Here is a 19,358-nt window from a genome sequence, read left to right as displayed (position 1 = left end):
CGGAAGCTCGGTTGATTTTTTGTGCGATTCCAGCAGATAGAATCGCCGCATGGGCGAGACCGACCGGGAGTGCCGCAAGGCCTTCTACCGGGCCTTGAACCTACATCAGGGTGCGCAAAAGCTAACTGAGCAGGAGGAGTACGACCGGTACTATGTGCCGATCTACGACCAGCCCGACGGGCCAGCGGGTCCGGATCTGGTCCGCGAGATGGCCACGGCGATTGACTTCACCACCGGCGGGTCGGTCCAGCTGCTCTCGGGATATCGTGGGGCGGGCAAGACCACTGAGCTCCTGAGGTTGGAACGCGAACTGGATCGTAATCTCTACGTGCCCGTCTATTGTGATGTCGAAGACTATTTCAATACGGAGCTGCCTCTTGAGGCTGGGGCATTCTTCATAGGATTGGCCGCTGGTTTTGTGGACAATTGTGAAGCCGCAGAGGTGCCTAGAGAAAGCCTGCGCGAGCGGATGCGGGATCTGCTTTCGCGCCTTGACCTCAGCGTGGAACCCAACATCTCTACCGAGGCAGGCCCCGTGAGCCTGAAGGTCAAGATGGCCTTGCGCGATGACGAATCATTCCAGTCCAGTGTCGCACATGCGTTGAAGTCGAATCGCCTGACTTTCCGGCGGGAGATGCACAGTTTCTTTGAGGCCATGGTGAAGGATATGCCCGAGGGGCGAATCCCGGTCTTCATCGTTGACTCTATTGACCATTTCAGAGGAAGAACCGCGAATTTTACTAGGGTCCAGGAATCGGTGGAGGCGCTGTTCTCGGAATATGCCTCGGAGCTGGCGCTGCCACGAATGCACGTAATCTACACGGTTCCCATCTATGTCAAGCCCATCGGCTGGGATAGCCAGATCTGGCCGGTGCTCAATGTGAAGGTGCGTGAGCGAGACGGCAGCGACTGTCGGCAGGGCATCGACCTACTGCGCGATGTACTTGCCAAGCGTGCTCCGGGAGGCGACCTCGAACGGCTCCTGGGTAGGGAGGCTGACCGGATCATCCGCTCCTCCGGAGGTTTGTTCCGCGAGCTCTTTCGCCTGGTCTCCTCCCTATTGCTCAAAGAGGGCCCACTTCCCGTCCGTCCTGAGGAGATCGACGAGGTAGAGCGGCGATTGCGTTCCCAGCTCGCTGTTGCGTTGGCGCAAGAGCAATGGGAGATCCTGCGCAACGTCAAAAGGACTCAGCAACTGGATTACTCGCATGCTCAGGCATCTGATGCCTGGCTGCTTCAAGCCTTGGGACATGTGCTGTGCTACCGCAATGGGAACGTGGACTGGTATGGGGTCCACCCACTCCTGGACAGGCTCCTGGATGAGCCGGACTGAGCGAGGCACCTCACCGCCGCTGCCTGCTGTCGGCGCGGATCAGGTCTGGGCCGACCTGAGGCGTCACCTCGACTGGATTCGTGGCGTCGGCTCCGTGGTGTTCCTGGCCGCGCAGTCCCGGTTGCAACTGGACGACCTCCGGTCGAGGGCTGAGCTCTGGTGCCGCAGAGCCGGGCAGGCCTGGGCTGTACCGGATACCGGGGACGTGGATCGCTGGTTGCGCCGCTCCCTGCCCTTGCCGGGCGTGGTGTGGCTGGACCTGTGGGATCCGCGGGGCCGGATCGAGGTGCTGCACGCTCTCAACGAGCTGCGTATTCGTGTGGCCCAGCCTGGGGCGGGCTGTCTGGTGCTGACCGGTCCGTCGTCGATGCTGGGCGACGCCGTCCGGGAGGCCGCAGACCTGTGGTCGGTTCGTTCTTTCGTCCACCTGGTAGGCATCCCATCCGCTCCAGAGCCAGGTAGCCACCTCGTCGAGGAGTTGGGTGAAGGTGCTCTACTCAACGCACAGGAGGGGTACCGGTCCACCTGGCGGCTGACCGTCCCAGCGGAGCTGCGCAGTCCGGAGGTGGCTGGGCTGGTCAAAGACGTCGAACGCGCCCGGCGCATCCTGATGCACGATCCCTTGGCTGCCCGCAGGATCCTGGATTCCATAGACCACCAGACCCTGCTGGGAAAGGTACTCGTCGGCATGACCAGGGCCGAGGTCGCCGGGCTCCTCGACGACGTCATCGGGGTGGAGGCAAACCTGAGATCCGCGCTGTCCGCGTTGAAGGATCTCCCCGAGTCTCTCCGCTCACAGATCACTGACGACGTCCTTGACATTGCCAGGGTTTTCGGGGTTTTCGATGTGATGAAGCCTCAGCGGGACGGCTCAGCGGACTGGGGGAATCTCAGAATTGTTCGTAGATGAAGCCGCCGCTGACGGGCGGACCGAACAGGACCACCCAGAGGATTGCCGCGAGGAAGACCGCGGATAGCAGGGCCCACAGCCAGGCACCGACCTTCGGCTCGGGCAGCTCGAAGGCCGGTAGCTCCCCGTTCTTGACCCGGGCCGGGTTCACGGCCGGCTGCTCACCGAGGCCCTGGAGGTAGTCAAGAAGTCGCGAAATCGACACAGGCCTGGTTGACATACAGCCACCCCTTCCATCCCAGATGCATCACGTCGTACAGGAAATACGGGTCGTATTCGTGCGAGGAGAAGTCCGCCAGGCGGGCGCCGTGCTGGGCAGCCAGCTGCCGGATCTTCTCGTAGTACTGGGCCCGCCGCTCGGCCGGGTAGCCGGTGTAGTCGTACCACTTGCCGTGCACCGGGACGCTGATCAGCATCACCTCGATGCCGTGAGCCTTCGCGACCTCCAGGAACAGGTTCAGGTCGCCGTACTCCGGGGAGTCGGCCGAGTAGTCCAGAGTGGACATCGACCCCTTCGACTTCTCCAGCGCCGGTTCGACGTAGGTCTTGTAGTAGTTGTCCTCGATGTTGAGGTCGTTGCTGGAGGCCGCGGCACCCTCCTGCGTGGCCTGCGCCAGATGAGCGTCCCAGTCGACCTGCGACGCTGGCACCGACCCCTCCGCGACCGAGTATGGCGCGGTGTAGCCAGCCCCCTCGATGGCCGACTTGGCCAGTCCCACCCGGCCGCCGACGGCCAGCTCCACCCGGTCCAGCCGCGCCGCCGGCTGCGACGAGACCTGCCGCAGGGCATCGGCTCGCGCGACGATCCGCTGCCGCAGGTCGTCGCTCAGGCTGGAATCACCCAGCATCCGGTTGTAGTCCTCGGCGGAGAACACGTCCTGGAAGGCCTCCGGCAGTTCTCCGTCGCGGGTGAACCACTGGGGAGAGACGATCAGCGCCACCTTCTTCATCGGCGTCTGCGAGGCGGTCGCGGACAGCGAGATCGCCTGGTACAGCGACTGCGTGTAGCCGCGCCCCGAGATGAACAGGTCGAAGTCGCTGACGTGGTGCGGGAAGAACCGGGCCGGGTTCTGCGGAGCCGGTGAGCTCAGTTCCGACGAGCCGAGCAGCAGCAGGTTCCGGTTGGATTCCGGTGCGGCTGCCACCGCCTGCGAATAGGCCGTGGGGTCGCGCAGCCGTTCCATGGTGGTGGCGTAGAACAGCTCCCGCTTCGACATCCCCGTCGGACCCTGTGCGAACACCTCGGCGCTGAAGAACGCCGGCAGCGCCGGGGTGAAGAAGAAGCCCGCGAACAGAGCCGACCCGACGAGGACGCCGACGACCTGGCTTGCCCTGCGACGCCTCACAGCTTCTCGTTGACGAAGGCGAGGATCTTGTTGACCGTCGAGACGTCGTCGCGTTCGATCTCGGTGGGCGGCACCTGGATGCCGAACTCCTGCTCCAGCCCGAACAGCAGCTCGACGAAACCCATGGAGTCGATCAGGCCGGCCTCGAACAGATCCAGGTCGGGATCGGCCAGTACCTCGTCGGTGTCGCAGACCTGGGAGATCAGGGCGGAGACCTTCTGTTCAACTTCCGTCATACTCATACCTTTCCTTGATGGGATCTGCTCTTTGGGATGGGATCTGCTTCTTGGTGGGGTTGCTTAGCGGGCGAGATGCCCCGAGAACAGCAGGAAACCGAACATCGCCAGGTGGAATGTGACCACGATGCCCAGCAGGCGATACCAGGTTGCCTTGTGATGCCTCTTGTAGAAACCGGACTTGCGCTCGTAGATGTCGTTCAACACCAGCAGCACGCCGTGATAGACGCCGTAGACGATGTAGTACCACTCGCTGCCGTGCCAGATCCCCATCAGGGTCATGTTCACCAGCAGCGCCACATGCGAGGCCCGCACCTTGTCCTTGAACACCTTACGGCGCATGAACGCCATCAGCAGTCGCGTGTAGACGTAGTCGCGCAGCCAGAAGGACAGTGTGATGTGCCAGCGGTTCCAGAAATCTTTGATCGACTCCGACAGGAACGGCAGCCTGAAGTTCTGCGGGGTCCGGATGCCGAACAGATACGACGCCCCGACCGCCATCAGCGAATACCCCGCGAAGTCGAAGAACAGGTTGAAGCCGTAGTAGTACATGTAGCGGACGGTGCCCCAGCGCGAATCCGGCAGGTCACGCATCCATCCCGCGATCAGCGTCGCCAGGGCGAACTTGTAGAAGGCCCCGAGCACCATCAGCCACAGTCCCCGGCCGAGGATCGCCAGGTATTCCCCGGGCGTGAAACGTCGCTGCGCATCCTGCAGGAACCGGCGCGACCGGTCGATCGGGCCGGACGAGACCGTCGGGAAGAAGGCGACAAAGTACAGGTAGTCGAGCACCGACTGGGTCTTGACCAGCTTGTCGGAGATCTCGACGATCACCTGGACCGCGCGGAAGGTCAGGTAAGAGGCGCCGAGGAAACCCAAGCTTGGAAAGTGGAACAGCCCTGCGACCTTCACCAGCACCAGCGGCAGCAGGGCCAGCAGCACGGCGGCGCGCCGCTCCCAGACGTTGGTGTTGCCGTATCTCGTGATGAACCACAGGTGCAGCTTCATCAGGACGGTCTCGCCCACCAGGAACGCCCCGAACAGGACCAGCTGCTTCAAGCTGCCCGCCAGGGTCAGGCCCAGCACCGCGATGGTCGCGAACAGCCCGTAGTACTTCAGGTTGCGTCCCGTCAGGCCGAGGACGACGGCTGGCAGCGCCAGCGCCGCCAGCACCACGAAGAAGGTGAGCTCCCCGAAGCTGGCGATCACAGGGTGGCCTTCAGCGCCGCGCGGTCGGCCTTGCCGTTGGTGGTCAGCGGGATCGCCTCAACGTAGCTGAAAGACTTGGGGATCATGTAGTCCGGCAGCAGTTCCTTCAGCTGCTTGCGCAGCGCGACGGTCTTGCGCAGCGGGCTCTCCGGGACTTCCAGCAGCTGCACGAAGGCGTGCAGATGGGTGATCGGGCCGCCCTCCTTGCTGACCGGCAGCACCACCGCGTGCTGCACCTCGGGCAGCGTCCGCAGGTTTGTCTCGATGTCCTCGATCTCGATGCGGTAGCCGTGCAGCTTCACCTGGAAATCGATCCGGCCCGCGAAGTGCAGCATCCTCTCACGCAGGAAACCAGCGTCGCCGGTGCGGTAGGCGCGCTGGCCGTCCACTGTCGTGAAGCGTTCGGCGGTCAGTCCGGGCTGGCCGAAGTAGCCGAGGCTGACGGTGTCGCCCGCGATCACGATCTCCCCGGCCTCACCCTCGTCGGCCAGGGTGCCGTCGGGACGCCAGATCTGGATCGTGGTGCCCGGCTTCACGCTGCCGACCGGCAGCACCGGGAAGGCGTCGAGCAGCTCCTCGTCGCACACCACCGACGTCACCGCCACCGTCGACTCTGTCGGTCCGTAGGTGTTGACCACCTGGGCTTGCGGGAACCGTCGCCGCAGCTCGCGGGCCGTCTCGTTGCTCAGCGCCTCGCCGCAGAACAGGAAGGTGCGCAGCTGCGGGAGCAGGTCGGCGGTGAAGGTCTCGGATGCCAGGCACAGATCCGCGAACGACGGGGTGGAGACCCACACGGTGGCGCCGGAGTGGCTGATCTCCTCGTACAGGTCGCGGAACCGGGCGATGTGGTCGCGGTCGATGCTGAACATCGTCGCCCCCGCCGCCTGCGACATCATTAGCTCGTAGACGGACAGGTCGAAGGAGAAGGGCGCCTGGTTCAGCAGCACATGCCCCCCGGCGGGAGCGGGGCCGATCAGGGTCAGCGCCCAGTCGACGAAGGCCGACACGGAGGCCCGGCTGATCTGGACGCCCTTCGGCTGCCCGGTGCTGCCGGAGGTGTAGATGATGTAGTAGGGGTCGTCGTCCCCGACCGGCTGGAGCTGGACGTCGCCGCCTGCCGCCGGGGAGGCGAGCTGCTCGCGGTCCCACACCTCGATGCCCGGCAGGTCGACCGGGTCGACGGCCAGCAGCAGCCCGGCACCCGAGCTCTCCACTATCGCAGCCAGCCGGGAGGCGGGCGTGGAGCTGTCGACGGGGACGTAGGGATGCCCGGACTTCACACACGCCAGGAAGGCCACCAGCATGAGGGGATGCTTGTGACCGTGCACGACGACAGGGGAGCCGCCTGGGAAGGCCACCGTGATTGTCTTGGCCAGCTCGGTGGAGCGGGACTCCAGCTCGGCGAAGGTGAGTTCTTCATCACGCCAGCGGTGGACGACGGTACCACCCGTCGTCGCCGCATGAGCGGACACAGCTGCGAGGATATCCAAGATGACTCCTGGGTAGGGAAGCGGCTCCGGTAAACCACCGGCAATTGTAGGAGGTGCGCTCAACGCTGGTCGAATGCCCTTGACGATATCTGTCAGCGGCTCTCTGGGCAGTCTCAGCTGCGGAAGACGGCGGCGAGGGTGCCCAAGATCACTTTGATGTCGCCGGTGAAGCTGCGATTCCGGACGTAGTCGCGGTACATGGCGACCTTCCGCGGCAGGATCACCTGCGTGTAGTGGGCCTCGGGGTCCTCGGCGGCCGCCAGCTCGTCCTGCTCGTTCCGGTAGGCGATGGCCGCCGGGTCCGTGATCCCAGGCCGCACGCTGAGGATCTCCGCGCGGGCCTCATCCCCCCACATCGCGACATACCGCGGCACCTCGGGGCGTGGCCCGACCAGGGACATGTCGCCCAGGGCCACGTCAATGAGCTGCGGCAGCTCGTCGAGCTTCGTTTTGCGCAGCACCTTCCCGAGGGGGGTGATGCGGTCGTCGTCGGCGCTGGTCACCTGGGAGCCGGTGTTCGCCACCCGCATGGTCCGGAACTTGTGGATCCGGAAGATCCGCCCTCCGCGGCTCACGCGCTCCTGGCGGAAGAAGACGGGGCCGCGGTCGCCCAGCCACACGAGCAGGCTCACCACCACCAGCACCGGCGACAGCACCACGAGGCCGATGACGGAACTGACCAGGTCGAACAAGCGTTTCGCGACCATGGTCAGGCCAGGATCGAGCGGACCGCCGAGGTCACCTGCGCGACGTCATCGTCCGTCATGGCGGAGAAGGCCGGCAGGCTGACGGCCTTGGCGAACTCGGCGGTGGCGACGGGGAAGTCCTCGGGCCAGTGCTGGTAGCTGTCGCGCCAGTAGGGCTGCAGGTGCAACGGGATGAAGTGCACCGACGTGCCGACCTCACGTTCGGCCATCAGCTCGATGAACCGGTCACGGGCGACGGGGGCGCCGGGGTCCAGGCGCAGCACGTAGAGGTGCCAGGCGTGACTGGAGCCCTCAGGTGCGTGGGCCGGGAGCGTGACTGGGAGGTCCGCGAAGGCGCGGTCGAACTCGGCGGCGATCGCGGCGCGGCGGTCCGCCATCTCGCGGGCGCGCTGCAACTGGACGCGTCCCATCGCGGCGGCGGTGTCGGTCAGGTTGTACTTGTAGCCCGGGGCGACGACGTCGTAGTGCCAGCCCGGCTTCGTGGACGAGTACCGGTCGAAGACGTCGCGGTTGATGCCGTGGAGGCGCATGGTGCGCATCCGGGACGCCAGGTCGGCGTCGGGGGTGACGACCATGCCGCCCTCGCCGGTGGTCATGGTCTTGGTGGCGTAGAAGCTGTAAACCGTCGCGGCGTGGCCGTGGGTGCCGACCAGCCGGCCCTCGTTCAGAGTCGGGAACGAGTGGGCGGCGTCTTCGACCACCTGCAGGCCGTGCCGCTGCGCGAACCCGGTCAGCGCGCCGTCCGGCACCGCGAGCCCGGAGAAGTGCACCGGTGCGATGGCGATGGTGCGGTCGGTGACCTTGCGCTCGGCGTCCTCCAGGTCGATGCACAGGGTCGCGGGATCGACGTCGACCAGGACCGGGTCGCCGCCGAGGTAGCGCACCGCCTCGGCGGTGGCGGTGAACGTCCAGGTCGGGACGAGCACCTCGGTGCCGGGCCGCACCCCGATGGCCTCGAAGGCCAGGTGCAGGCCCGCGGTCGCGGAGTTGATCGCGACGGCGTGCGCGTCGGCGCCCAGGAACTCGACGAACTCCTTCTCAAAAGCGGCGGCGTTCGGGCCGGTCGTCAGCCAGCCGGAACGCATCGCGCCGACGACGGCCTCGATCTCGGCCTCGGTGATGTCAGGGCGCGCGAACGGGAGGAAAGCCATGGAGGGGAGCCTACACGCGTGCACCCCCACGCGTCCGCTCGCGATCAGCCGAGGCGACCTCCCGCCACACGACACTGGTCAGCCGCGGGGAGTAGCCTGAACCGGTGATTTCGGACAGTCGAGGGGACAGAGCATGAAGTTCACCCCTGTGCAGCTCAACTCCCCGGCCAGCACCTCAGGCGCCAAGAAGGGCGTCCTCTCGATCATCTCGGTCGGCCTGCAGGGCGGCACCCGGTCCATCTCCAACTGGCTGGTCGCGAGCTTTGCCGGCCGGATCGTCTACGGGGTCGTGAGCAATGCGACCGCCCTGGCCTTCCTGCTCCATACCTTCTGGCCCTCTAGCGCCCAGCCGGCCGCGTCCAAGTTCATTGCCCGGGCCCGCGGTAAGCAGGACGATGCCGAGGTCCACGCGGTCGCCCGCCATCTTTCCGTCCGGGTCCTGCAGGTCACTTCCCTTCTCGCGGTCGCCGCCCCGGTGCTCTGGATGCTCCTCTACGGCGGCGCTTGGTGGGAGGGGCTGTGCGTCAGTGCGATCCTGATCACCGTCTGCACCTCCAGCTACGCGCGCGGCGTGCACTTCGGTGCGGGCCAGGTCGCCCGCGGCACCCGGGTGGACCTCATCGCCAGCCTCATCGGGATCGTGGGCACGGGTCTGTTGCTGCTGCTCGGTGTCCACAATCTCCTGCTGACACTGCCCCTCAGCCTCGCGCTCGGCGTCTACTCGCTGCTGTGCTGGCCCTGGACCGCGCACGGACGCCCGGAGAAGGCGCTGCGCAGCGAGATCGACAAGTTCGTCACCTTCACCGCCGCTGGCTCCATCGCCAGTTCCGGCGTGCTCAGTCTGTCCCAGATCATCACCGGGATCCTGCCGCAGGAGGGGGCCTCGGGCATCTACGGCGCCGCCGCGCAGCTGGTCACTCCCATGACGATGATCACCGGTGCCCTGACCTCGGTGCTCTATCCCGCCCTCGCGGAGGCGCACGGCGCTGGGGACAGGGAAAAGCTGCGCTCCCACACCGACCTGATGACCCGCGGTTTCGTGGCGCTGCTCGTCCCGGTCTTCGGGGCCCTGGCCATCGCGGCGCGCCCACTGATCTACGTGGTCTACGAGCTGGGGCGCGGCCACGCGGGCTACGCGGAGGCCGCCACCCTGATGCCGGTGTTCTGCATTGCCCTGCTGCTGAACAACGTCGCCACCCCGTCGGTGAGCGCGATCACCAGCGGCGAGCACAAGTACGTCTGGTACTCGATGCTGCTGTCCCAGGCCGGGTTGCTCACCGCCATCGTCGTGTGGGTGGCGGCGGTGCCCTTCCTCGGGCTCTTTGCGGTCGCGCTGGGCTACGGGGTCGGGCTCGTCCTGACCGCCGTCAGCCTGATGGTGGTCGCGTGGCGGCTGACCGGGCAGCGCTGGAGCCGCCTGGCGGTTTTCCTGCTGGGCAGCGCTGCGTTCATCGGGGTGGCGTCGTGGCTCACCCAGACGCTGTCGCCCTCCTACTGGCTCGACGTCGTGGTGGCGGCGGTCTTCGCGGGCGTCTGGCTGGCGCTGGCGATCCATCCGATGCGACGCATCATCGCCGCCACCAGGTCCTGAACTCAGGTGGCGGCTCAGCCGCGACTGTCGCGGGTCAGGCGAGGACCAGGCCCGCGACCTTCACGCCGGTGGCCTCGACGAGGTTGAGGGCCTGTGTCACGTTCCGGCGGGAGCTGGTGCCCTGCTGCACGACCACCAGGGCGGTGTCGGCCAGCTTCGCGCCCAAGACGCCGGCGCTGGAGGCCGTCAGGGCGCCGGTGTTGACCAGCACCCAGTCGTGGCCGGAGCCGAGTTCCCGCAGCGCCTCGGCGAAGCCGCTGCGGGTCAGGAATTCGCTGGCGTTGGGCACCGGGCCGCCCGCAGTGATGACATCGACCCCGTCAGTGCTGGTGACGACGTCCGCCAGGGATGCGCGCTGGCTGACCACGTCCGCGAGGCCCGGGTGGGAGTCGCCGAGGGGATGGGCGGCCAGGTCCAGGTCGACCAGGGCGACGCTGGCGCCGCTCTTCGCGGTGGCGGCGGCCAGGTCCTTGACCAGGGAGGTCGCCCCGGAGGCGATCCCGCTGACCGCTATCACGTTCTCCCCAGGCCCGGCGGACAGGTAGGGCAGGCCCTGGCTGAGCACCTGCACCACGTCGGCCGGACTGGCGGCGGTCAGCACCGCGTCGTCGGTGAGCTCCTGCAGGTCCTCGGCGTTGCGGACGCGGTCGTCGAGGAACACGCGCAGAAACAGGTACAGGAAAGCGACCAGCAGGCCGACCCCGGCCCCGACCATGATCCCGCTCAGCTGGCCGATGGTGGAGGCGGCGCTCTTCTCCGTGCGGACGTCGACGGAGCCGACCGTCAGCTTCACCCCGGCGTAGGAGGGCAGCTCACCGGCCGCGACGGCGTCCTGGAACTCCTGTGCGATCTTGTTCATCACGGTGGTGACGCGCTCTTCCGGGCCGCTCAGCGACGCCGTGAACACCAGCGACTGCGACGGGGTCTTGACGTTCAGGACCTTCTGCAGCTGGTCGGCTGACATGGCCGGGTTCACGGAGTTGCCCGCTGGGATCAGCACCCTGGGCGAGGTCAGCAGCGCGGGGGCCGACGCGGCCAGCTGGTCGATGTTGGGACGCACGGTGCCCTGCGACGCCCCGTCCTCCTCGACGTGCATCGCGATGGTGGCCGACGCCGTGTACTCCGGCTTGTTCATGAACTGGACGACGAGGCCACCCAGGACACCCGCCAGGACACCTATCAGCAGTGCGCCCAGCCAATAGCGGGATACCAGCCTGAGATACGATCGCACTGACATCAAGAAGGACCCTTCCACGTGTGACGATTCCAACAGCTTAGCGGCAACTCTGCGTAGACTGAGCCTGCCCAGTTTTAGGAGGACAGCATGCCGGTGCAGCCCAGCGTAGTGTGGATCACGTCGGGTTTCCCGTATGGCAGCGGTGAGCAGTTCATCGAGACCGAGGTCCCGTACTGGGCCGAGTTCAAGGGCCGGGTGATCTTCCTGCCCGAGAATCACATGGGCCGCGGCAAGCGCCCGACCCCTCCCGAGGTGGAGGTCGACACCGGACTGCTGCATGACTGGCACCGCCGCTCCGCGCAGCTGAGGAACTCGCTGCGCGCCCTCTTCTCCCCGGTCCTCTGGCGTGAGCTGAAGTACCTGTTCAGCACCAGGCAGGTCAGCGCCTACAAGCTGAAGCACGCTTTCCTGTCCGTGGTGCGGGTGCAGATGGAGCTGCAGCACCTCAGGCGGATAGCTGCCAGCCTCAGGCGGCCGATCGACGTCGTCTACACCTACTGGTTCTCCGTCGGCACCTGCGCGGCGGTCCTCGCGCAGCGGGAGGGCATCGTCAGGAGGGTCATCTCCAGGGCGCACAACAGCGAGTACTACCAGGACGCCCGCCCGGAGGGATACACGGCCCTGGTGCGGCAGTTCGTCCCCGGCATCCACACCCTGGCCGTGATCTCCCAGCACGCCGCCGACTACGCGCAGAACTACGGATTCAGGCCCGAGCAGGTGAAGGTGTGCCGCCTGGGCGTCACGGACGGGCCGATGTGCGAGCCCTCCGGCCCCGGCACCCTGCAGCTCATGTCGGTCAGTACCCTGAGCAAGCTGAAGCAGCTTCACATCATGGTCGCCGCGATCCGGCTGATCGCGCAGGCGCTGCCGGATGTGCAGGTCGTGTGGCGGCACGCGGGCGACGGGCCAATGCGCGACGAGATCCACGCGCTGGTCAACGGGCTGGGGGATGTGACCAACCTGACCTGCGAGATGCTGGGGCACATCAGTAACCCCGACCTGATGCAGCTGTACGCCGACAGCCAGGTCGACCTGTTCCTGAACTCCAGCTCCAAGGAGGGGGTGCCGGTCTCGATCATGGAGGCTATGGTGCGCGGGGTGCCGACGGTTGCCCCCGACGTCGGCGCGATCCGCGAGGTGGTGCTGCCCGAGCTGCTGCTCCCCGCAGACCTCACCCCGCAGGACCTGGCCGACCGGGTGCTGGCCTACCACGAGCGCGCCAAGGACCCCGCCTTCCGGCAGCAGGTCCGGGAGCACGCGCTGAGCTCCTACAACGCCGACCAGAACTACCCGGACTTCGTCCAGTACGTCAGCGACCTCGCGGAGCACGACGGGTGAGAAGCAGCACCGCCGCGCCACGATCCAACGCGTCACGATCCACGGGGAGCCTGCTGGGGTTCACCTCGTTCCTGCTGTTCCTGATGCCGGTGGTGGCCTCCCTCGGGTCGGTCGTCTCGGTGTTTGGACTCGCGGCCGCCCGTCCGCTGGCCGCTGTCCTGGTGGTCGCGACGATCGCGGTCGCGCCGCGCCTGAGCCGGGTGTCGCTGTGGATCGTGATCCTGATCGTCTGCTGGCTGGTGTGGGGCCTGGTGACACTCCACGATATGGACGCGCTGAAACGCCTGTTCTCGATCGCCCTCAGCCTGGCCAGCCTGCTGGCCTTCGTCCTCTACCCCTGGACCCGCGAGCGGCTGCGGCTCCTCGGCCGGGCCTGGCTGTTCGCGTGGTTTGTTGCGGTGATACCGGCCATCTACGAGATCGCCAGCGGCAATCACCTGCCCAACTACCTGTCCAGCTCGCCCGACTGGGTGCGGGCCTCCTCCGACGACGTCGCTTCCTACTTCGTCAACCCCAACCCGTTCGCCTACTTCCTGTGCGCGTCGATGGCCATCTTCGTGATGTCCTCGGCGCTGGAGGAGCGGCGGCTGCGCAACGTGATGCTCACCTGCTGTGCGATCAGCCCGGTCATCATCTATCCGACCAACGGCCGGCTGGCGCTGGCGGTGTCGCTGGTGTTCCTGTTGTGGATGGTGGCGACCCGTGAGGTTGTGCGCCCCTACCTGCGGCAGCTGACAGCGGTCACGGTGGCGTTCGCCGTCGCGGTGGCCATGGTGCTGATCTGCTCCCCGGCGGTCATGAGCCGGATCCTGGAGTCGTTCGAGGGCTCGGGATCCGAACGGCTGAGGCTCTACCTCAACGCCATCTGGATGTTCCTGTCGACCTACGGGGCCGGGATCGGCTCCGGCATGTTCGAGAAGACGATACAAAGCAGGCAGGTGCCGTACACGACGTCCGAGGCCGTCAACCCGCACAGCGGCGTCTTCGAGATCCTCAGCCAGTACGGATTCCTCATCACCGCGATGGTGGGGGCGGCGCTGGTGGCGCTGACCTGGCGCAGCATGCGTGGCATCGGGAAGAGCCGCGAGGATCCCGCCGACCGGATCATCCGGCAGGGAATCGCCATCACCGCCATCACCCTCCCGGTGCTCTCCTTCGGGGACAGCACCTTCCTGGACTCTCCCATCGCCTGGACCCAGGTGGCGACGCTGCTCGCCTTCTACTGCGCCTACCGCAAGATCGCCCGTCCCGTCCCGAAGTGGGCCAAGGACGGCAGGCCGGAGGTGCCAGAACGGCTCCGGGTGGTTCGCCGCACCCTGGTTGAGCGGTCGGATGAGGGCGAAAAAGACCTGGTGCCGGCTGGATGACAACCAGTCTTATGTGGCGGAAGTTAGCCAAAGGGCGCGGTTCCGGGATGGATGCTGCGTCAAAGCGGCCAGGTGAAACGGTGCCGGTCGTACTGTGAGCGAGGTGAACGAGGCGAGACGCCGCACCCGGGGCTGGAGGACACCCGGTGAGATGACGCTGCGCGACACGGACGACGACCGGTTCTCCCGGTGGGGGAACCGGCTCTCATGGCTGCTGGTGCCCCTCGCGGCCGGCATGCAGCTCGTGTGGCTGCGGCGTCCCATCACCGTCGGGGGTGTGACGATGACGCTTGAGCTGCCGCTGTTTGGGCTGCTGGCGCTGATCGCCGCGCCCTGGGCGTGGGTGCGGATCCGCACGATGGATAGGTGCGTGCAGGTGCTGGCCGGGGCCTTCGCCGCCCTGGTCGCATACGCCCTGGCGACCATCGCGTGGCATGCCAGCCCCGTGGTCGAGACCTCCTTGTTCACGACCGTCCCCAAGACCTATCTGGTCGTGCCCCTGGTGACGGCTCTTGCCGCGATGGCGGCGGGCCTCGGACTGGCGCTGGCCGCGGATAGGCGGCGTCTTCCCGTGGTGCTGACCTGGTCGGCGGCTGCGCTGCTCGGGGCGGGTCTTGTCGCGTGGCCGCGCCAGGCGCCGGTGCATCGTTCCGTGCGGCTCGCCACCGCGCTCGGCGGGTCGGCGACGATCCACCTGGTGTTCCTTCTGGTCGCCGCCGTCGGCCTGGGCTGGTATCTGCGGTCTCGGGAGGAGATGGCGGAGCCGTCCCGCGCGGTGTCGCTGTCCTGGCCGGCGTGGCCGGGCCTGGCCCTGGCGGTGCTGGGAGTCGCAGGGATCCTGGCGACGGGGTCGCGAGGCGGGATGCTGGCGCTCGCTGCCTGGGTGGTGCTGCTCGTCGGACGGAGCCTGCTGACCGGAGCCCGCGGCAGGCAGGGCCGCCCGGGGCGGTTGTGGCCGTGGCTGGCGCTGGCCGGTGCTGGGGTGGCGGTCGTCGTTCTGGTCCCGTCGCTGCGGCGGCTGGTCTCGCTGTCCGATCCGCTGCGGGAGCAGAACCTGATCTCTGCGCTGAGCTGGTGGACGCGGGACTGGCAGACGGTCGTCTTCGGCGCTGGGTCCGGGCAGGTGTGGCCCTGGTTCGCCATCGACAGCGGGCTGGTGGCCGCGCCGGGGGAGCGGATGGTGCCGACCCCGGCGGGCCAGGTGCTGCTCAGCCCGCACTCGACGTTGCTGGCGGTGGTCGTCGAACTGGGCTTGGTGGGTGCGCTGCTGGCGGGTGTGATGGTCGCCGCCCTCGGCTGGCTCGCCGTCAGGACCCGCAGGGACGGCTTCACCGCGCCGCTCGCGCTGGCGCTGGTCGCGGGGCTGGTCGCGTTCCTCTTCGACACCTACCTGCTTAAGGAGCCCGGCAACGCCTTCTGGTGGTGGCTGGCCGCCGGTGCTGTCGCGGTCTGCTCGCTGCCGGACCGGCAGGCCGCGAGCAGCAGCACCGCCAATCCCAGGTGAGCCCCCATCAGCGGCTGGTTCAGCCAGGTCGAGTGGGCTGTTGACAGCGGCAGTATCGTCACGGTCAGGGCCGTCGCCGCCACCCCGAGGGCACGTCGCACCGGGTCGTTCGTGCCGCGGGTCCAGCGCCAGGCGCAGACGACCATCAGCGCCATGGCCGCGATCAGCACGGCGAAGCTGACCACCCCGTACTCGGACAGCACCTCCGTCATGCCGGAGTGGGCGTTGTTGAGTCCGTAGAACTGGTGCGGGTTGTCCGGCAGCAGCGCCCAGTACTCGAACCCGCCCGGACCGGTGCCCAGATAGCCGGTGTGCGGCAGGATCCACAGCGCCGACCTGAGCAGCAGTAGCCGCACCCAGATCGACGACCCGGGCGCGGCGGCCTGGTCGAGGTGCAGGTATTCGAGCGCCTGGCTGCCCGGCGGCAGTCCGAGGGCCATGGTGCCGGCGACCAGCGCCAGGACCGCGGCTGTGACCAGGCGGGTGCGACGGTTGCTAAGCAGCCACACCACCGCCCCGACCAGCAGCGCGATCTGCGCGAGCCGTCCGCTGGTGCGCAGCAGCAGCACGATCTGCCACAGCCCGAAGGGCAGCAGGAGCCAGCGTGTCCAGCCTGGGGCCAGACGCCAGGCCAGGGGGATCAGCAGCAGCCCGACGACGATGTGGTAGGCGTACAGGTTGGGGTTGTCGTAGGTGGAGGCGATCAGGTTGTAGGTCCAGTCCAGCGGTTTCCAGTAGACGGCCGGGGTGTTGCCGGGCAGGTACTGGTCGGTGAGGATCTCCCAGGTGCCTACCGCGCCCGTGGTCACCAGCGAGGCCAGCCAGCCCCAGACCGCGGCGTGCAGCGTGCGGCGTTCAGCGCCCAGGACGCTGAACGCCAGGCAGGTCAGCGCCGCGAATCCAAGGACCGCCCCGTACGCCAGCTGCACGCCCTCGGGGAAACGCACCGCGCCCAGCAGCCCGAAGATCAAGAACACCGCGGAGACGGCCACCACCCCGGCCAGCACCGGGTTCCTGGCGGGACGGCGCAGGAACCGCCAGGCGGCCGTCGCTGTCAGGGCCAGGATCACCAGCCGGGAGGGCATGAGCAGGCCGTTGGGAAGGTAGATCGCGGCCCCCACCAGCGACGGCAGGACGAAGGTCCCGGCGTCAGTCAGCCACTGCCCGGTGGTCCTCCTCAGCACGCGGAGTCTCGCAGATCCGTCACTTCCAGGCCTCGATGAATTTCTTGCTGATTGCGGCCATGTCCTTTGCAGGTGTGTCCTCGGTGGAGCCTATCCCGACCACCCCGTCGTAGGCCGTGGCGAGGCACACCATGACGGAGGTGCCCTCCTTGGAGTCGGTGGCGATGCCACAGGAGAGACCGTCGATCTCGACCGGATCGGTCAGCTGCAGCTTCAAGATATTCAGATTCCCTCCCACGAAGTTCCTGACGGAGATCCTCTTGGTTTTTGAGTCGTAGACGCCACTGATGTTGTCGGGGGTTTTCACGGCCTTGTACTCGTCGAAGCTCTTGGGCATCACCGGGGCGGTACTCGTCTCACTCTCGGTCTCGGTGGGGGTGGGACTCTTGCTGGGGTTCTTCGACGGGGTGGGGCTCTTGGAGGGGCTCTTCGACTTCGACGGGCTCTTCTCGGGCGCGGACGTCGACTGGGTGGGTGTGGCGGAGCCAGAGCCGGACGGGTTCCGCGCCAGGAACCACCAGCTTCCCACCCCCAGCGTGGCCACCAGGACGGCGACGAGCGCGATGATCAGCCACTGCGTGCTCTTATTGCTGGGTGGCGTCGGTGGCTGCCCGTAACCCTGAGGCCCGTAGCCGGGCTGACCGTAGTTCTGTGAGCCGTAACCGGGCTGGCCGTGCCCTTGGCCCCCGTACCCTTGCTGGCCATATTGACCATAGCCCGGCGCCGGTTGCTGCTGCGGGTACCCCTGGGGCTGCTGTTGCGGATATCCCTGCTGAGGGGCGTTCTGCCAGGGCTGCCCCTGCTGGGGGTACTGGCTGCCCCCCTGCTGGGCACCCCAGGGCGACTGGCCGCCTGGCTGGTTCATGTTGGACGAAGGGTAATTGTTCATTATCGGCTCCTCTTAGACATGGTAGGGCCAGTGAGCTACCTGCCCGACGGGGACGGTTCCAAGGTCCGCTTCCAAGATCCGCAACGTGCTCTTCGTAGGCTACCAACGTGCAGGGGCAGTCCTGGCCTAGAGCTATTGGGAGCTGCCCGGCCGTTGGGACGGAATTTCTGGGGGATGGCCGTGCTCCGTGGTCGTGCGTCAGGGAGTCGCGGCCCGATGCTTTCGCGACGAGGCTGGGGGCATCTCGTCATGTCAGCTGCCGCTATGGATGATGACGAGGCTTCCAGTCCGCCTCAGTCCTGCAGTTCTGCGTGAAATTCTCAGGTGGTGGTCCGGGATCCAAGTCACGGACCACCGATTCAGGCCCGGTATTCATGGCCTCCAGTCTTGTCTGGTGAGCCGACAGTGTGAACCGGCTGAAACAGCCGGTGTCCCAGCGGGGTAGCCGGGCAGCTTTGAGTTCCGTCCCGATGGCCCGCTCGATGAGCCATGCGTGCTGGTCGCTGTGCCCCACGATGAGCACACGTTTTCCCCGGTGAGCCTCTGTCAGGCCGTTGAAGAACGACCGCACCCGCTTGCGGGCGTCGTCGTAGGAATCGCCCGGCGGAACACCGACTGCATCACCTTTGCCGGATTCTGTCTCTGCGGCCTGCCGTCCGGACGCGTGGCGGATCTCGTCAGATGGCATGCCCGTGAGTCCCAGGGGCGAGTATTCCCGCAGGGCGGGATCGACGATGATCTCCAGCTCATCGCAGGCAAGCCGAGCCGTCTCCAAGGCGCAGGCGGAGTCCGAGGAGAAAACCACGTCAGGGGCAAATCGTCGCACCGCTGTGCGGGCTGCCAGCGCTTCGCCCCGGCCTTGTGGTGAGAGCGGCGTCTCAAATGCGCCGGGGGTTCCCTGCGGGGATTCTGGCGTGCCATGGCGGAGGAAAAGCAAGTCGACCTCGTCTTCGCGGCTGCCCGCCTGGCCTGCTGTCTCTTGGGATCCGACGATCGTCAATATGTCGTCGCGGACTTCCTCTGGCAGCTTGTCACGGATTCCAAGCGGGAAGCCTACAGGTGAGAAAGTGGAGTGCAACTCACGGATCCGCTTCTCGTCCATTTGTGCAAATGGGTCGCGGCTTAGATTGCGGTTTATAAGGTCCAATATGTCAGCGACGAGCGAGATCACGATGAGCTGATAGCCGTATCGCCTGAACCGGAGGACTTGGTGGATGAGAAATCCAGCATCCATGAATACGCCGTCGATGATGGGAAGGAATCCGCTGTCGCAGTACGACAGCGCCAGTGTCGTGTGTCGGAGATTCATCAGTGGGAGGCGGTTCCGGGGCGGATGCATCGCGAGGCAGCCGAGTGAAACGCTACCGGGCCGTACCGTGAGCGAGGTGAACGAAGCGAGGCGCCGTATCCGGGACCGAAAAACACTCAATGAATGTCCGGCACGCGACACTAACTTTATGCATGCGCGTTCGGATGCCTCTAGGGTGAGGGCGGTGAAGTCACGCGGATGGGCCATATACCTGACTGAATCGTCGGACACGCGCACCGACGGGGAGAGAGCGTCTCGCAACAGTGCCGCTGTCGTCGTCTTCCCACTTCCCGGCAGGCCGCGAAGGAGGATCGCCATCCGTGCGCTCATGAGATCACCCTTCCTTTACGTGGCGACTGGCCGCGTGGCTGGTTCATGTTGGGCGAAGGGTAATTGTTCATTATCGGCTCCTCTCGGACATGGTAGGGCCAGTGAGCTACCTGCCCGACGGGGGCGGTTCCAAGATCTGCAACGTGTTCTTCGTAGGCTACCAACGTGCAGGGACAGTCCCCGTCTCCATGGCGCAGGCGGAAGTCTGGGGCAAGAAGCAGATGAGG

Annotated in this window: 17 protein-coding genes; 6 read left to right on the top strand and 11 right to left on the bottom strand. The window is 66.6% G+C overall.

Annotation, left to right across the window (positions count from 1 at the left end; genetic code table 11):
- The first annotated feature begins 49 nt into the window (after positions 1–49).
- Positions 50–1,333 carry a hypothetical protein gene (locus SK1NUM_RS14385; RefSeq protein WP_212323566.1) on the top strand — a complete coding sequence of 428 codons (1,284 nt, stop codon included), beginning with the start codon at positions 50–52 and terminating at the stop codon, positions 1,331–1,333.
- A complete protein-coding gene (locus SK1NUM_RS14380; protein ID WP_212323564.1) occupies positions 1,320–2,243 on the top strand; it encodes a hypothetical protein in 924 nt (307 codons plus the stop codon). The genes SK1NUM_RS14385 and SK1NUM_RS14380 overlap by 14 nt, the downstream gene beginning before the upstream one ends.
- Here the strand turns inward: SK1NUM_RS14380 and SK1NUM_RS14375 are convergent.
- The 7 genes from SK1NUM_RS14375 to SK1NUM_RS14345 form a co-directional block, all read right to left on the bottom strand.
- On the bottom strand, positions 2,224–2,463 hold the full coding sequence (locus SK1NUM_RS14375) for a hypothetical protein (RefSeq protein WP_212323562.1): 240 nt from the start codon (positions 2,461–2,463) through the stop codon (positions 2,224–2,226). The genes SK1NUM_RS14380 and SK1NUM_RS14375 overlap by 20 nt on opposite strands.
- The gene (dltD, locus tag SK1NUM_RS14370; protein WP_212323560.1) at positions 2,426–3,589 is read right to left on the bottom strand and encodes a D-alanyl-lipoteichoic acid biosynthesis protein DltD; all 1,164 of its coding nucleotides are present in this window, start codon (positions 3,587–3,589) and stop codon (positions 2,426–2,428) included. Before dltD ends, SK1NUM_RS14375 begins: the two co-directional genes overlap by 38 nt.
- On the bottom strand, positions 3,586–3,825 hold the full coding sequence (dltC, locus tag SK1NUM_RS14365; RefSeq protein WP_212323558.1) for a D-alanine--poly(phosphoribitol) ligase subunit DltC: 240 nt from the start codon (positions 3,823–3,825) through the stop codon (positions 3,586–3,588). The genes dltD and dltC overlap by 4 nt, the downstream gene beginning before the upstream one ends.
- 63 nt (positions 3,826–3,888) lie before the next feature.
- The gene (gene dltB, locus SK1NUM_RS14360) at positions 3,889–5,034 is read right to left on the bottom strand and encodes a D-alanyl-lipoteichoic acid biosynthesis protein DltB (protein WP_212323556.1); all 1,146 of its coding nucleotides are present in this window, start codon (positions 5,032–5,034) and stop codon (positions 3,889–3,891) included.
- The gene (gene dltA, locus SK1NUM_RS14355; RefSeq protein ID WP_212323554.1) at positions 5,031–6,524 is read right to left on the bottom strand and encodes a D-alanine--poly(phosphoribitol) ligase subunit DltA; all 1,494 of its coding nucleotides are present in this window, start codon (positions 6,522–6,524) and stop codon (positions 5,031–5,033) included. Before dltA ends, dltB begins: the two co-directional genes overlap by 4 nt.
- 113 nt (positions 6,525–6,637) lie before the next feature.
- On the bottom strand, positions 6,638–7,231 hold the full coding sequence (locus SK1NUM_RS14350) for a sugar transferase (RefSeq protein WP_212323552.1): 594 nt from the start codon (positions 7,229–7,231) through the stop codon (positions 6,638–6,640).
- Between the two features lie 2 nt (positions 7,232–7,233).
- Entirely contained in the window at positions 7,234–8,382 is a 1,149-nt protein-coding gene (locus tag SK1NUM_RS14345) for a DegT/DnrJ/EryC1/StrS family aminotransferase (RefSeq protein ID WP_212323550.1), read from the bottom strand.
- Between the two features lie 133 nt (positions 8,383–8,515).
- Here SK1NUM_RS14345 and SK1NUM_RS14340 point away from each other — a divergent pair, with 133 nt between their 5' ends.
- Positions 8,516–9,973 carry a lipopolysaccharide biosynthesis protein gene (locus SK1NUM_RS14340; RefSeq protein ID WP_212323548.1) on the top strand — a complete coding sequence of 486 codons (1,458 nt, stop codon included), beginning with the start codon at positions 8,516–8,518 and terminating at the stop codon, positions 9,971–9,973.
- A gap of 34 nt (positions 9,974–10,007) precedes the next feature.
- Here the strand turns inward: SK1NUM_RS14340 and SK1NUM_RS14335 are convergent, their stop codons facing one another.
- On the bottom strand, positions 10,008–11,210 hold the full coding sequence (locus tag SK1NUM_RS14335) for a Wzz/FepE/Etk N-terminal domain-containing protein (protein WP_212323547.1): 1,203 nt from the start codon (positions 11,208–11,210) through the stop codon (positions 10,008–10,010).
- 87 nt (positions 11,211–11,297) lie between these two features.
- Here SK1NUM_RS14335 and SK1NUM_RS14330 point away from each other — a divergent pair, with 87 nt between their 5' ends.
- The 3 genes from SK1NUM_RS14330 to SK1NUM_RS14320 all read left to right on the top strand — a co-directional run bounded on the left by SK1NUM_RS14330 (position 11,298) and on the right by SK1NUM_RS14320 (position 15,419).
- Positions 11,298–12,548, top strand: coding sequence for a glycosyltransferase (locus SK1NUM_RS14330; RefSeq protein WP_212323546.1), 1,251 nt, complete (start codon positions 11,298–11,300; stop codon positions 12,546–12,548).
- Positions 12,545–13,915, top strand: a complete 1,371-nt coding sequence (locus tag SK1NUM_RS14325) for an O-antigen ligase family protein (protein WP_212323542.1) — start codon at positions 12,545–12,547, stop codon at positions 13,913–13,915. Before SK1NUM_RS14330 ends, SK1NUM_RS14325 begins: the two co-directional genes overlap by 4 nt.
- A 94-nt stretch (positions 13,916–14,009) precedes the next feature.
- On the top strand, positions 14,010–15,419 hold the full coding sequence (locus SK1NUM_RS14320) for an O-antigen ligase family protein (RefSeq protein ID WP_212323540.1): 1,410 nt from the start codon (positions 14,010–14,012) through the stop codon (positions 15,417–15,419).
- On the opposite strand, the gene SK1NUM_RS14315 is transcribed toward SK1NUM_RS14320, so the two are convergent.
- From SK1NUM_RS14315 to SK1NUM_RS14305, 3 genes are all read right to left on the bottom strand, one after another.
- Positions 15,302–16,603, bottom strand: a complete 1,302-nt coding sequence (locus SK1NUM_RS14315) for an O-antigen ligase family protein (protein ID WP_212323538.1) — start codon at positions 16,601–16,603, stop codon at positions 15,302–15,304. The genes SK1NUM_RS14320 and SK1NUM_RS14315 overlap by 118 nt on opposite strands.
- Positions 16,604–16,622: 19 nt before the next feature.
- Positions 16,623–17,492 carry a flagellar basal body-associated FliL family protein gene (locus tag SK1NUM_RS14310; RefSeq protein ID WP_212323529.1) on the bottom strand — a complete coding sequence of 290 codons (870 nt, stop codon included), beginning with the start codon at positions 17,490–17,492 and terminating at the stop codon, positions 16,623–16,625.
- 262 nt (positions 17,493–17,754) lie between these two features.
- Positions 17,755–18,801, bottom strand: a complete 1,047-nt coding sequence (locus SK1NUM_RS14305; RefSeq protein WP_212323523.1) for a histidine phosphatase family protein — start codon at positions 18,799–18,801, stop codon at positions 17,755–17,757.
- Positions 18,802–19,358: the final 557 nt, after the last annotated feature.

The sequence above is a fragment of the Arachnia rubra genome (assembly GCF_019973735.1).
GTDB lineage: Bacteria > Actinomycetota > Actinomycetes > Propionibacteriales > Propionibacteriaceae > Arachnia > Arachnia rubra.
Note: the sequence above shows the minus strand (reverse complement) of the source record. Positions and strands in the feature narration are given on the sequence as shown.

Bases quoted from the DNA above. Each gene is read 5' to 3' on its own strand.
- SK1NUM_RS14345 (WP_212323550.1), bottom strand. From the start codon at position 8,382: ATGGCTTTCCTCCCGTTCGCGCGCCCTGACATCACCGAGGCCGAGATC.
- SK1NUM_RS14305 (WP_212323523.1), bottom strand. From the start codon at position 18,801: ATGAATCTCCGACACACGACACTGGCGCTGTCGTACTGCGACAGCGGA.
- SK1NUM_RS14340 (WP_212323548.1), top strand. From the start codon at position 8,516: ATGAAGTTCACCCCTGTGCAGCTCAACTCCCCGGCCAGCACCTCAGGC.
- SK1NUM_RS14375 (WP_212323562.1), bottom strand. From the start codon at position 2,463: ATGTCAACCAGGCCTGTGTCGATTTCGCGACTTCTTGACTACCTCCAG.
- SK1NUM_RS14385 (WP_212323566.1), top strand. From the start codon at position 50: ATGGGCGAGACCGACCGGGAGTGCCGCAAGGCCTTCTACCGGGCCTTG.
- SK1NUM_RS14335 (WP_212323547.1), bottom strand. From the start codon at position 11,210: ATGTCAGTGCGATCGTATCTCAGGCTGGTATCCCGCTATTGGCTGGGC.
- dltC (WP_212323558.1), bottom strand. From the start codon at position 3,825: ATGACGGAAGTTGAACAGAAGGTCTCCGCCCTGATCTCCCAGGTCTGC.
- SK1NUM_RS14330 (WP_212323546.1), top strand. From the start codon at position 11,298: ATGCCGGTGCAGCCCAGCGTAGTGTGGATCACGTCGGGTTTCCCGTAT.
- SK1NUM_RS14310 (WP_212323529.1), bottom strand. From the start codon at position 17,492: ATGAACAATTACCCTTCGTCCAACATGAACCAGCCAGGCGGCCAGTCG.
- SK1NUM_RS14380 (WP_212323564.1), top strand. From the start codon at position 1,320: ATGAGCCGGACTGAGCGAGGCACCTCACCGCCGCTGCCTGCTGTCGGC.
- SK1NUM_RS14350 (WP_212323552.1), bottom strand. From the start codon at position 7,231: ATGGTCGCGAAACGCTTGTTCGACCTGGTCAGTTCCGTCATCGGCCTC.